The organism is Robertmurraya mangrovi (genome assembly GCF_034427655.1).
GTDB lineage: Bacteria > Bacillota > Bacilli > Bacillales > Cytobacillaceae > Robertmurraya_A > Robertmurraya_A mangrovi.
Genome location: NZ_JAXOFX010000002.1, coordinates 285,346 through 297,900 on the forward strand (window position 1 = coordinate 285,346; position 12,555 = coordinate 297,900).

A 12,555-nucleotide genomic window follows, 5' to 3' on the forward strand; every position below is an offset into this window, starting at 1 on the left:
TTTATTCTTCTTCATATGTATCCTATTATGGAGGGGAGGATTTTGATGAATATTAAAGTTCGATCTGGAGATACACTCTGGTATTACAGCCAGCTCTTTATGATTCCAATACAACTTATCATTGATTCAAACCAGAACGTAGATTCAAACTCTCTTCAGGTTGGTCAAGTAATAAAGGTACCGGGATTTACGACAAATAATTATACTATTAAACAAAATGATACCTTCTGGAAGATAGCACGGGAACGGAATCTGTCTATAGACGCTATTTTGTTATTAAATCAAGAACTAAATCCAAATCAGTTACAAGTAGGAAGGACCATTAAGGTTCCACGTAGAATGGTTACCTCTCTTGTTCAAAGAGGGAAACGATATGATTCATCAAGGTTATTTAGAGATATAGGTGAATTAAGAGAAGCATACCCTTTTATTGAGGTAAACACCATAGGGGAAAGTGTACTAGGAAAACCTTTATATGAAATCAAACTGGGGCGCGGTTCTAAAAAAGTTCATTTAAATGCCTCTTTTCATGCGAATGAATGGATCACTTCCCCTATCATTATGACTTTACTGAATTCGTATTTATTAAGCTTAACTAATAATAGTCCAATTCGTGGACTGAATATGTTAAATTTATATAATCAGGTGGAGTTATCTATCGTCCCAATGGTTAATCCTGATGGTGTTGACTTAGTTTTAAATGGGCCTCCTGAAGCGGTTAGAGAAGAAGTAATAAATATTAATAAGGGAAGTACGGATTTTACGGGCTGGAAAGCTAATATTAATGGTGTAGACCTTAATAATCAATATCCAGCAAAGTGGGAGATTGAGAAGGAACGTAAGGAGCCTAAATCTCCAGCACCTAGAGACTATCCCGGTGATGCACCACTCACAGAACCAGAGGCTATAGCTATGGCTGATTTAGCATCGCGAGAAGGCTTTAACCGAATGCTGGCATTCCATACTCAAGGTGAAGAATTCTACTGGGGCTATGAGGGTCTAGAGCCTCCAGAATCAAGGGTACTTGCAACAGAATTTGAACGTGTTAGTGGGTACCAAGCTATACAGAATATAGACAGTCACGCGGGTTTTAAAGACTGGTTTATCAAAGAATTTCGTAGGCCAGCTTTTACACTCGAATTGGGTCGAGGAATCAATCCACTTCCATTGTCTCAGTTCGATCAAATATATGAAAAGGTGTTAGGAATCTTTTTAGCCTCTTTGTATATGTGAATATTGGAAATTAAGCTATAGAAAAATTATCCCAACTATATTTGTATAGGAAAACCTCAAAAGTTATTGGATAATATGAAATAGAGTACAAAAAAAGCCGTGTTGCGGCTTTTTTCCTATTTATTAAGAAGTTTGAAACATTTGGTAAATACTATCGTATCTATACTATGGTTCAAAGAAGGGGGGAGGGTTGAGTGTTAAATTCTAGGTCTATTTATATTTGTTACTTTTGTTTATTTTTACTGGTAACTTCTTTTGTATTAAACGGATGTAATAACATAAAAGAAGCAAAACCAGTTCCGATCTCGAAACACGAAGCACCTCCAACGAAGGAAGATATCCCTATTACTTTCCTTGGACATCATTTTATACTGCCTATAAAAATTCCGGAGGGAAGATTTTATTCTACCTCAGGCTGGATTGATGAGCAGACGATATTATATATCACAGAAACAGGACCGAGTACAAATGTATATACATATAACTTTCACAATGGTGTGAGTCAGCAACTGTTTAAAAGTGATGCTCCAATAGTTAATGTCATGATAAGCCCGCAAAAGAAGTATATACTTATTCATTCTTCACCAAACAATTTTGAAGCTACCTTGACTGTGCTAAATATTCAAGGTGAAAAGATGATGACCCAGTCCATTGAATCAACAGAATTGGCCATTGAATGGAACCCTTTTAATGAAGATATCTTATTAGTTTCTTCTTTTACAGAGGATTGGAGTTTTTATACTTATAAAATGAATTTGTCAGAACAAAAGCTAGATGAAGTGTTTCTTACCCAACCTTTTGCTTATTGGTTAAATGAGGAAGAATTAGTTTACTTAGATTGGGATGAAGAAAGTCCTTCTTTATTTGCACCAGTTAAAAAGCTAAATTTAATCACAAATGAAGAGAATGAGCTCTTTCCCAAAATTTTTCAAATCGCTATGATCGGTCATAAACTATTAACCATTCAAGTAGATGAAAATAATACAGATCAATCTATCAACACCATTTACTCTAGTGCACTAAAAGAAATACGTTCCTTTACTCTACCCCAATTATCAACATATTCGGGTTGGTTAGTACCTAATTATGATTATATTGAAACAGAAGAGAAACTCCTTACTTTTGCACCATTAACTAGTGGAAGTATTGACAGCTATCGTGGCGGCTACCAATTAATATTAAAATCATTACAATCAGAGGATCAAGAGATACTCTTTGAGAACCTTAATAATGAAAGGCTGAGCTGTTCACCAAGTGGGAAATACTGCTTATATGGGAATTACTTAGACTCCATATTAGATTTAAATGAGAAAAATATTTTGAAACTTATAAAAGAATAAGCATAGAAGGACCGTGTTACAAATGTTATATTGATTAAGAAATCAACTTAGAAAGGATGATAAAATGGCTATCGTTGATGTAACTATAATTCCAATAGGAACAGAAACTCCAAGTGTTAGTTCATATGTGGCTGATATACATAAAGTTTTAAAGGGGTTTGAAGAAAAAGGGATTATACGTTTTCAATTAACACCAATGAGTACGATTATCGAAGGAGAACTACCTGTCCTATTTGAGGTTATACAGGCAATGCATGAAGTGCCTTTTGAAAAAGGTCTAGCTAGGGTAGCAACCAATATCCGAATCGATGACCGAAGAGATATCGAGAGAAAAATGGAAGAAAAAGTGGAACGAGTGATTGATAAATTAAATAGTTAAATAAAAGAAAGCCAGAATAAAAAAGGACTGCGGAGCAGTCCTTTTTTATTTTGGCTAGACTAATAACGAAACTTATTAGTGAGCAACAGGATATCCGTGGTTTAATACAGTCATCACCGTAAACCAGCCGAAGATAGCAAAACTTCCAGCACCAAATACGATACCAAGAACGTTTTTGTTTTTAAGTGCAGTGAATGTTCCATATCCTGCTAGTAACGAAGTTAAAGCGAAAATAATGACTAGTCCCATTATGAATGCCCCCTTTATCTAAATAATCATAACAAGCTGTAAGTGCATAACAAGTATATAAACACCTGTATGTAATAGCTAAAGGCTATCTTTATATAGGCTGCTGCTATTCTATAGTAGCATAACCATCAATTATGAAAGAAGCCTAACTAAATGTTTACATTCGCTTTTTATTTTATATTTTTTTTGCCAATTTGTCGAGGTCAAAAAATGACACTTCTATGTCATATGCTTTAGCGGTTCCGAGAATTAGCTCTTGTAGAGCGTTATCAATGAAAAAATAATCTTTACTTTGATGAAGAGTTTGATAAACAAGATGTTCTTCAAGCTGGTATTTAAACATTTGAATGGATGTATCTTCCCCAGACTTAATATAGAAACAAGATAATAGGTCTTTATATAAATAAACACAGCTATTCTTTTCCGAAGGAAGACAATAATCGTAGTAGCATTCACCTTGCGTACCTCCGCTTAACTTAACAAGATCGTGGTTATCTATATAAATATCCCCTTCTATAAGCAACTCCTTAGCTATATCAGCCTCTTTTTGGGACTGATAAATAAAAAATAAGTTCGTATAATCCATACACTCGGTCTCGTTAAAAATTAACTCTTTAAACTCTAGAAGTTCCTCTATTAGATAATGGGCTTCCACTGCATAAATCAATTCCATATTTTCACCTACAAATTCACTTTTGTATTATTTCCTTCTCATTATAGTGTAAAATATAACTAGTCTATCCATCAAATGGAGGTTACGTAAAATGAATTGGGAACAAATACCGCTTGGTCCTTTACAAACGAACTGCTACTTATTAGTAGACTCCAATCAATCTTGTTTAATTGTAGACCCAGGTGAAGAAGGAAAAAAACTAATCGCTCATATTCAAAAAAGAAAGTTAAAACCGCAAGCAATTGTTCTGACACATGCTCATTTTGATCATATCGGAGCAATAGACGATGTTAGAGATCACTATCAAATTCCGGTTTACGTTCATGAGAAAGAGGCAAAGTGGCTTATAGATCCTACCTTAAATGGCTCTCAATTCTTTATGATGGGACCGATTAAAATGAGACCTGCTGAGCATTTCTTAAAAGGAGAAGGTCAAGTAACAGTGGGGAATTTCAGTTTTGAAGTATATGAGACTCCTGGTCACTCTCCTGGCAGTGTATCACTATATTTTAAAGAAGCTGGACTCGTTGTTGCCGGTGATGCATTATTTCAAGGCAGTATCGGTCGAACCGACTTGCCAGGTGGTAATCATGAACAATTAATAAAAAGTATCCATGATAAGCTTTTAGTTTTGCCTGAGGAAACTCAAGTACTATCTGGACATGGTGGGATAACAACCATTGGTGAAGAGATGGATACCAATCCATTCTTGAATGGATTTTAGGTTAAAAATGGTTGAAAATAGAAAAGCCCTTCTCAAGAAGAGAAGGGCTTTTCTGGGGGATGTTCTATTCATATAATGGGAGGGGATATAGTTAAGCTACTATCCTTACATTATAATAAAGTTAACAACGTGTCAATAGTGATAACTGAAAAAAGGAGCAAATATGCAAAATTTTCTAACAGAGTATATCTTAGGTAAATCCCAAAAAATGATTACTTATGCAGAGTATATAAGTTTAGCCCTCTATCATCCTGAATACGGTTATTATATGCGAGATGAACCGAAAATTGGTAGAGAAGGTGACTTTATTACGACTAGTAATATTTCAGATATGTATGGAAGAATGCATGCTAAATGGTTTGCTAGTATTCAAAAAGAACTCTCATTACCTCCTGTAGTATGTGAAATAGGAGCAGGGACCGGAAGATTTGCTAAAGCCTTCATTGATGAATGGAAAGAAGTAAGCAAGGAAGAACTGCATTATTATATTATTGAGCAAAGCCCATATCATCAAAATAAACAAAGAGAAATGATAACGTTTAATGAAAGTATTAAACAAGTTAAAAATTTAGATCAAATCAATCCCTTTAGTGGCCTGATTTTTTCAAATGAACTATTTGATGCATTCCCTGTACATGTAGTTGAAAGAAGAAATCATCAATTAATGGAAGTGATGGTCACTTTCAATGGAGAAGAGTTAATCGAAACCTTTGTCCCTTTAGAGAATGAAAAAATAAAAACATTTTTAATTAATAGTAAAATGGACATCAAAAACAATCAACGAATAGAAATTCCTCTAGCTATGGATGATATGTTATCCCAAATAGCAAAAATACTTCATAAAGGGCTAGTACTTACAATTGATTATGGTTATAGCAATGAGGAGTGGATGGAACCTAGTCATCGTAAAGGCAGTTTAAGGGGGTATTATAAACACCAGCTTATAGATAATGTTCTGGTGCATCCTGGAGAAATGGATATTACCAGTCATGTTCATTTTGATTCTCTAATCGATATTGGTCAGAATTGGGGGCTTGATTTTATAAAGCAATTAAGACAAGACGAGTACTTAATTTCTTTAGGGATATTAGAGGAATTACAAAATCACTTTGATCCTAACCCTTTTTCGGAAACTAGTAGAAGGAATCGGGCCATTAGGAGTTTAATAACACCCGGTGGCATAAGCTCATTTTTTCAGGTAATCCTGCAAGAAAAGGGACTCGATCATGAGAAAGCTAAGCAAGTAATAAGAATGAAATAAAAAAAGCGATGGAATCCATCGCTTTTTTTATTAGTGGCCGCCAGCCCCTGGAGTCATCATAAATGTTGACCAGTAGGTGAAACCGATAAAGAAAACAGTTAAGTATGCACCAAAAACATAAATATACATACGTTCAGAAAGCCTTAAATAGCTTAATAATAGGAAAAATCCTGTTTGACCGAAGAAAATTAAAGACGTAGTATACATATCGCCTAAATAGAACATTACAGCAAAAATACCAGTCCAGAATCCTAACACTCTGTACATACGCTCCATATGTATCCCTCCTTTTACCCAACAAGTCCATCACTACAATATTATAAATTAAACTTCATGAAAAAGTAAATAATAGATTGTTTCTACTTTGTGACTAATGCTTGGTAAGAGCATGAATGGCAGCCAGAAAGCATGTTTTCTTTTTCAATTAATTCTACTGAATCAAACAACTGCTCAAACATTCCTTTTAAAAATTCAAAGTGAGTATTACATACGGTTTCAGAATGTTCAATAGCAACTTCTTTAAACGGGCAATTAAATATTTGGAAGTAAATTTTAGTTTGATCATCATTTGCCTCGAACTCTGGATAGAAACCAGCCATAGTTGCAGCATTCTTTAAGCTGTTTAACTTTTGTTCAAAGGTTAGTGAGCCACCGTTATTCTGACGATTAATCTCTTGTTCAATGACTTCCTTACCAAATTTTTTACCAGTAAGGTAAAGTGCTTTTTTTCCTTCTTCTCCAAGTGAAATCATGGTTTCTATCGCAATTCTAGATAGAAGTTGATAATCTCTGAATGGAAAATTTAATTGGATAACATCATCAGATAAACGATAAAGACGACTTGGTCTTCCACCTTTACCTGTTTTCTTAGTTTCAGAAATAAGCATATTCACATCTTCAAGTTTAGATAAGTGAAGTCTCGCTACGTTAGGGTGAATATTAAAGTTATCTGCAATCTCTTGAACAGTCACTTCTTGATGCATCTTTGTAATGTATTGATAAATGTAATAACGTGTTGGATCAGATAGAACATTTGTAATTTTTAATGTTTGTTCCAACTAAGTTCACCTCAGGCCTTTTAAATTTACTCCATTATAATATAGGCATTTTATGTTAACACTGTATTCACTATAAGTTTAGAAAATGTTCACATTTAATTGAATAAAAATTGAACAAAGTACTGTACATAAGTTATACAAATGGTATACAATGTGTTTAAGAAAAGTTTTGCTAATTCATCTTACTAAAGTGAGGAGAAAAGAGCATGAGAGAGTTAACATTTTTTACCTATCCAAGTTGTACTTCTTGCCGTAAAACAAAAAAATGGCTACATAACAATGCCGTAGAATACGAAGAAAGACATTTATTTAGAGAAACACCTTCATACGATGAAATATTAGGACTTCTATCTTTAACAACTGAGGGTCTTGATGAATTGCTAGCAACAAGAAGCCAAACATTTAAGAACTTAGGTAAGGACATCGATGAACTTTCTTTATCGGAAGTAATCAAAATGATTATTGATGATCCCAAATTACTTCGACGCCCAATTGTGACTGATGGAAAACAACTGGTAGTTGGGTATAATCCGGATGCTTTAAAAAGTATTGCAAAAAAAGGATTATATAAGTTAAGTAGTTAAAAAAATGTTTGTAATGAATGTCTGTTATTATTATTCCAATCAGACCGAGTAAAATTACTTTTTATAACAGTTTCACAAATATAGAAAAAGGAGGAAGCGAGTGCTTCCTCCTTTTTTTATACTGGGCTAGCTGGATTCGAACCAACGCATGTCGCAGTCAAAGTGCGATGCCTTACCGCTTGGCTATAGCCCACCGAAATTTTTAAATGTGACTTGCTGTTTGTAATATATATTATATTTACTTTTGAAAAATTTATTCAAAAAAATTGTCATTTAAAGAAGGAATATAAAAAATCTAGTCGAATTATTTAATTCAAACTAAAAAGGTGGTGTTGTTACCCTGAGTTCAATTGAACTTTTAGCAAACAGAATTATTAAAGATGCCGTAAGAAATTATGCATCTGATATCCACATCATTCCTCGAAGAGATGACACTCTCATACAGCTAAGAATGGCAAACAGACTTATTCCCCGAATGTATTTACCAAAAGAAGAATGTGATCGACTGATTTCTCACTTTAAATTTACAGCATCCATGGATATTGGTGAAAGAAGACGTCCTCAAAGTGGTGCACTCTCCCATAAAGTAGATGGTCATTATGTTGGTCTTCGGTTATCGACTCTCCCAGCCAATCAAAAAGAAAGCTTAGTCATTCGAATTCTCCCTCAGCAAAATCAAATCCCGTCGTATCAACTCTCTTTATTTCCAAACATGTCTAGGAAACTCACTGCTCTACTGCAACATGCTCATGGTCTCATCATTTTTACTGGACCGACAGGCAGTGGCAAAACCACCACTTTATATTCCTTATTAAATGAATCCATCCATAAATATCAGAGAAATGTAATTACATTGGAAGACCCAATTGAAAAAGAAAATGATTTTGTTTTACAAGTTCAAGTGAATGAGAAAGCGGGGATTACTTATTCAACAGGATTAAAAGCAATTCTTAGACATGACCCCGATATTATCATGGTTGGTGAAATAAGGGATAGTGAAACAGCAAGAATTGCCGTACGTGCAGCACTCACTGGACATCTAGTACTCTCAACGATGCATACAAGGGATGGAAAGGGAGCCATTTATCGTCTAATGGAATTTGGTGTCAGTCATTTGGAAATTGAACAGACGCTTATTGCAGTAACCGCTCAACGAATAGTTGAATTAACCTGCCCGTTTTGTAAGGATAGCTGTTCAACCTATTGCTATACATCTGGGAGGTGGAAAAGAGCAAGTGTATTTGAACTGTTAACTGGGAAAGCACTAACAGCCATATTTAAAGAAATGAATGGTGAAAGGAGCAGCTATTACTATAAGACGTTGAAAGAAATTATTATTAAGGGAATAGCACTGGGATATATTAAGGAATCAGAGTTTAATCGGTGGGTGTATGACGATGAAAAGACGTAACTGGACATTACAGGAACAAGCTTACTTTTTAAGGAAAGTTGGAGAATTATTAGAAAGGGGTTACCCACTTGCTGAAGCAATTGATTCTATCAAGTATCATATAAAGAAAATTCGAAAGGAGGAGATGATAAAAAGTTTAAACAAGCTGAAAGAAGGACATCCCTTTCATGAGATCTTGTTAGAACTGAACTTTAACAAGACATTAGTTGGCTTTGTATATTTTGCTGAACAACATGGGGGACTGGCCCTAGCTTTAAAAGATGGTAGCGATATGATGTTAAAAAGGAGGGACGATTTACAGAAATTAAAACAAATCATTTACTACCCATTAATGCTCATTTTTATTACATTTTTACTCTTCCTCTTTATTGAAAATGTGTTGCTTCCTAGATTTTCGGTACTATTCCAATCCATGAACCTCCCTCAGAACTTCTTTACAAAATTAATTTATCTATTTGGAACCTTCCTACCTATAATATTTTTATTGATAACTCTTCTCTTTGCCTCAAGCCTATCTTACTACTACTTTAACTTTCGAAAGCTCTGCCCAATTAAGCAAAAAACACATATTTCCTCAATCCCTGTCATTGGTCCTTTCTATCGTTTGATATGCTCCCATTATTTTACCGTCCAGTTAAGCTATTTACTTGGTGGAGGCCTATCTGTACTTGAAGCATTAAACCTATTTGAAAAACAAGAAAAGCAACCTTTTGACCAAGCGATCGGGAGGGAAATGAAAAGGAAATTGTCAACTGGCCTTAAATTTGAAGAGATTATACAAGAGTATACTTTTTTTGAAAAGGAGCTTCCTTTAGTTATTAAGCATGGACAAGAGAATGGAAAGCTTGAACAAGAATTATTCTTTTTCAGTAAACATTGTTTGAGTGTTTTTCAAAATAAAACAGATAGCGGACTAAAGATTATCCAGCCAATCCTATTTTCTTTTATAGGAATCTTAATTGTTTCTATGTATTTGGCTATCTTACTGCCAATGTTTCACATGTTAAAAGGAATGTAAAAGGTAAAAGGAGAAATATAAAATGAAAAATGAAAAAGGATTTACTCTTATAGAAATGATGATTGTTTTACTCGTAATTTCAGTTCTGCTGATTATTACCATACCAAATATAACAAAGCATAATTCAACGATTAACGATAAGGGGTGTAATGCTTTCATAAAATTAGTCGAGGCTCAAATACAAGCCTTTCAGATGGATAAGCAAAGACTACCAACTGGTATAGCTGAGCTAGAAACCGAAGGATATTTAAAGGCAGGACAGACTGCTTGCCCAAACGGTGATGCTGTTCAAATTGGGGCAAGTGGTGAAGTAACAAAAGTAGTAGTAAATGAATAATGAAAAAGGTTTTACTTTATTAGAATCGATATTTGTATTAAGTATTTTCTTTATTATTGTTTCTCTTTCATTTCTGCTTCTTCAGCCTCAAAACAAAGCCCTCGAAAAGCAACTGTTTTTTTCCCGATTAAAAGGTGACCTTTTGTATGTTCAACAATATGCTATCTCCCATCAAGAATCTGTAACGGTTAATTTTATCAATAACCAGCAACAATACTACGCTAAAAATTCAAGTCAAAATATATTCTTAGAGAGAAAATTCTCTAAAGAAATAAAGTTTGCACCAGGTTCCCTTAATCTAGTAATTAGATTCAATCCTAATGGAAACATTACTCAATTTGGTTCCATCTACATCTATATAAAGGACGTTAGATATCGCCTGACATTTATGATTGGTAAGGGGAGATTCTATGTTATTAAAGAATGATGGTTTTTTCTTGGTGGAACTATTGCTGTCACTTACCATCTGGTTAGTGATAACAAGTGGACTTGTCCCCATCTATATTCATCTTAGCAAGCAAACAATGGATATAGAAAAAGAATTAGAAGCAACTCATCTTCTATATGAACTTTTACAAAGAACGGTTTTAAAAGGGTCTAACATACAATCTGAATATGTAAATAGAGGTGGATTTAATTTTTTAGTACAAGCAAGTTATGGTCAAGAGGTGTGTGTTCAATATGAAAATCGAAACAACGAGCCTGTTCAAATCTGTGACAAGATTGAATAATAAAGGTTTTACCATGCTAGAGATGCTATTTTCATTTACTGTTACTTGCATGATCGTTTCGTTTTTACCCCTTTCATTTCAATTAATCTTAAAGGAGCAATCCATTGAAAATAGGATTCAAAGAATGGAGTGGGAAGTATTTATTAGTCAGCTAAAACAGGAAATACAGAGTTGTGATCACTATTCTATAGGGGAAGGGATATTAAATATTACGATTAATGGTGTCAACATAACGTTCGAAAAGTACAACACGAATATTAGAAGAAGAGTGAGCCTTCAAGGACATGAGATTGCTCTTCAGCATGTAAAAAGTATTGTTTTTGAAGAACGGGTTCAACAAATCTATATAGAAGTGGTAGATACATCTAACCAAACGTATATTTCATACATTTCACCGTTTGTTCAGACAGGAGACTCTTATGAATGAAAGAGGTTTTATGTATCCAATCAATCTATGTGTGTTATTAATATTTACCGTATTTTTAACCATTCAGTTAAATCAATACGTAACAGATAAGCATTTATTAAAGGAAGTTACCATAAATGAAAGAAAACATTATTATTTCCTTTGCTCCATGAGAGGGCTAGAAGAAAGAATGTCAGAGGAAGAGTTTGAACTCACAGGCCTTTTCCAATATGAAGGTGGAGCTGTACAATACTATATAGAAAGTTACTCGGAAGAAATGTATAAAATAACTTATTATTTAGACTTAGGGTTAGATAAGAAGGTTGTTAGCGTTTCCTATTATGACAAAACTTTAAAGAAAATGGTAAAATGGGCGGAAAAGAGCTAAGTAAAAAGGAGATTAAAATGCAGGGGATATTTTTAGTTGGGTTCATGGGAACAGGAAAAACGACTATTGGCACAGCTTTAGGAGAACGATGGGGGTTACCTGTGTATGATACGGATGAGGAAATCATCAAAAAAGAAGGAATATCTATCAATGAAATTTTCAAACGAAACGGGGAGGACTACTTTAGAAAGTTAGAGACTCAAATATTAAAAAATGTTCCCGTGAAAAATTGTATTATAACAACTGGTGGAGGAGTTATTTTAAAAAAGGAAAATCGTGAATATTTAAAAAGCATTGGTAAGGTTATTATGCTAAACGCTTCTGTAGAAGAGATACTTAAAAGAGTTGAGACTGATCATACGCGTCCTTTGTTGGTAGGAGACAAAAGAGAAAAAATAGTTAATCTATATAAAGATAGGTTTGAGCTTTATATAGAAACTGCTAGTATCATCATTGAAACAACAGGAAAAACCGTGAATCAAATATGTGAAGAAATTGAACAGGGATTATTGAACTAAAGAATGGACATACTTGTAAGGTAAGCAAGAAGTAACATCATAAGGCAGGTGTGTCTATGAATACAAACGATTATGTGAAATACATCACTCAAACAGTGGTAAAGTATATTGACCAACCAAAGGATGAACGTAAGAAGCTACGTGAACAGCGTAAAAATGAAAAGGAAACCTTTTTATTTAGATGGTTTGGTATCATTCCTTATGCATTTCTAGGGATGAGAAAAAAGAAGTAAGCAGGACTTTGC

Annotated in this window: 19 protein-coding genes and 1 tRNA gene; 15 read left to right on the plus strand and 5 right to left on the minus strand. The window is 34.1% G+C overall.

Features of this window, described 5'->3' with window-relative positions; translation table 11 throughout:
• Nucleotides 1-45: 45 nt before the first annotated feature.
• The 3 genes from SM124_RS04475 to SM124_RS04485 all read left to right on the plus strand — a co-directional run bounded on the left by SM124_RS04475 (nt 46) and on the right by SM124_RS04485 (nt 2,952).
• Nucleotides 46-1,233, plus strand: a complete 1,188-nt coding sequence (locus SM124_RS04475) for a M14 family metallopeptidase (protein ID WP_322445085.1) — start codon at nt 46-48, stop codon at nt 1,231-1,233.
• Between the two features lie 194 nt (nt 1,234-1,427).
• Nucleotides 1,428-2,573 carry a YqgU-like beta propeller domain-containing protein gene (locus SM124_RS04480; protein ID WP_322445086.1) on the plus strand — a complete coding sequence of 382 codons (1,146 nt, stop codon included), beginning with the start codon at nt 1,428-1,430 and terminating at the stop codon, nt 2,571-2,573.
• A 64-nt stretch (nt 2,574-2,637) separates the two neighbouring features.
• Nucleotides 2,638-2,952, plus strand: a complete 315-nt coding sequence (locus SM124_RS04485) for an MTH1187 family thiamine-binding protein (RefSeq protein ID WP_322445087.1) — start codon at nt 2,638-2,640, stop codon at nt 2,950-2,952.
• A gap of 75 nt (nt 2,953-3,027) precedes the next feature.
• Here the strand turns inward: SM124_RS04485 and SM124_RS04490 are convergent, their stop codons facing one another.
• A complete protein-coding gene (locus SM124_RS04490) occupies nt 3,028-3,201 on the minus strand; it encodes a DUF2759 domain-containing protein (RefSeq protein ID WP_322445088.1) in 174 nt (57 codons plus the stop codon).
• A 175-nt stretch (nt 3,202-3,376) separates the two neighbouring features.
• On the minus strand, nt 3,377-3,874 hold the full coding sequence (locus SM124_RS04495) for a hypothetical protein (protein WP_322445089.1): 498 nt from the start codon (nt 3,872-3,874) through the stop codon (nt 3,377-3,379).
• 91 nt (nt 3,875-3,965) lie between these two features.
• On the opposite strand from SM124_RS04495, the gene SM124_RS04500 reads away from it, so the two are divergent.
• Nucleotides 3,966-4,598, plus strand: a complete 633-nt coding sequence (locus tag SM124_RS04500; RefSeq protein WP_322445090.1) for an MBL fold metallo-hydrolase — start codon at nt 3,966-3,968, stop codon at nt 4,596-4,598.
• Between the two features lie 163 nt (nt 4,599-4,761).
• Entirely contained in the window at nt 4,762-5,859 is a 1,098-nt protein-coding gene (locus SM124_RS04505) for a class I SAM-dependent methyltransferase (RefSeq protein ID WP_322445091.1), read from the plus strand.
• Between the two features lie 30 nt (nt 5,860-5,889).
• On the opposite strand, the gene SM124_RS04510 is transcribed toward SM124_RS04505, so the two are convergent.
• Together SM124_RS04510 and SM124_RS04515 are read right to left on the minus strand one after the other, a co-directional pair.
• On the minus strand, nt 5,890-6,135 hold the full coding sequence (locus tag SM124_RS04510; RefSeq protein WP_322445092.1) for a DUF2626 domain-containing protein: 246 nt from the start codon (nt 6,133-6,135) through the stop codon (nt 5,890-5,892).
• An 83-nt stretch (nt 6,136-6,218) separates the two neighbouring features.
• Nucleotides 6,219-6,917, minus strand: a complete 699-nt coding sequence (locus SM124_RS04515; protein ID WP_322445093.1) for a helix-turn-helix transcriptional regulator — start codon at nt 6,915-6,917, stop codon at nt 6,219-6,221.
• Between the two features lie 206 nt (nt 6,918-7,123).
• Here SM124_RS04515 and mgsR point away from each other — a divergent pair, with 206 nt between their 5' ends.
• On the plus strand, nt 7,124-7,501 hold the full coding sequence (gene mgsR, locus SM124_RS04520) for a transcriptional regulator MgsR (RefSeq protein ID WP_322445094.1): 378 nt from the start codon (nt 7,124-7,126) through the stop codon (nt 7,499-7,501).
• 121 nt (nt 7,502-7,622) lie between these two features.
• On the opposite strand, the gene SM124_RS04525 is transcribed toward mgsR, so the two are convergent.
• Nucleotides 7,623-7,694: transfer RNA gene (locus tag SM124_RS04525), tRNA-Gln, on the minus strand.
• Between the two features lie 147 nt (nt 7,695-7,841).
• On the opposite strand from SM124_RS04525, the gene comGA reads away from it, so the two are divergent.
• From comGA to SM124_RS04570, 9 genes are read left to right on the plus strand one after another with little or no spacing between them, the layout of a single operon-like run.
• Nucleotides 7,842-8,912, plus strand: coding sequence for a competence type IV pilus ATPase ComGA (comGA, locus tag SM124_RS04530; RefSeq protein ID WP_322445508.1), 1,071 nt, complete (start codon nt 7,842-7,844; stop codon nt 8,910-8,912).
• Nucleotides 8,899-9,930, plus strand: coding sequence for a competence type IV pilus assembly protein ComGB (comGB, locus tag SM124_RS04535; protein WP_322445095.1), 1,032 nt, complete (start codon nt 8,899-8,901; stop codon nt 9,928-9,930). Before comGA ends, comGB begins: the two co-directional genes overlap by 14 nt.
• A 22-nt stretch (nt 9,931-9,952) precedes the next feature.
• Entirely contained in the window at nt 9,953-10,267 is a 315-nt protein-coding gene (gene comGC / locus SM124_RS04540; protein ID WP_322445096.1) for a competence type IV pilus major pilin ComGC, read from the plus strand.
• Nucleotides 10,260-10,694 (plus strand): competence type IV pilus minor pilin ComGD, encoded by a 435-nt coding sequence (comGD, locus tag SM124_RS04545; protein WP_322445097.1) that lies wholly within the window; start codon nt 10,260-10,262, stop codon nt 10,692-10,694. The genes comGC and comGD overlap by 8 nt, the downstream gene beginning before the upstream one ends.
• Nucleotides 10,678-10,998, plus strand: coding sequence for a hypothetical protein (locus SM124_RS04550; RefSeq protein WP_322445098.1), 321 nt, complete (start codon nt 10,678-10,680; stop codon nt 10,996-10,998). The genes comGD and SM124_RS04550 overlap by 17 nt, the downstream gene beginning before the upstream one ends.
• Nucleotides 10,949-11,425, plus strand: a complete 477-nt coding sequence (comGF, locus tag SM124_RS04555) for a competence type IV pilus minor pilin ComGF (RefSeq protein WP_322445099.1) — start codon at nt 10,949-10,951, stop codon at nt 11,423-11,425. The genes SM124_RS04550 and comGF overlap by 50 nt, the downstream gene beginning before the upstream one ends.
• A complete protein-coding gene (gene comGG / locus SM124_RS04560; RefSeq protein ID WP_322445100.1) occupies nt 11,418-11,792 on the plus strand; it encodes a competence type IV pilus minor pilin ComGG in 375 nt (124 codons plus the stop codon). Before comGF ends, comGG begins: the two co-directional genes overlap by 8 nt.
• Nucleotides 11,793-11,809: 17 nt before the next feature.
• Nucleotides 11,810-12,310, plus strand: coding sequence for a shikimate kinase (locus tag SM124_RS04565; RefSeq protein WP_322445101.1), 501 nt, complete (start codon nt 11,810-11,812; stop codon nt 12,308-12,310).
• 56 nt (nt 12,311-12,366) lie between these two features.
• Nucleotides 12,367-12,543, plus strand: a complete 177-nt coding sequence (locus SM124_RS04570; RefSeq protein ID WP_322445102.1) for a YqzE family protein — start codon at nt 12,367-12,369, stop codon at nt 12,541-12,543.
• Nucleotides 12,544-12,555 lie beyond the last annotated feature (12 nt).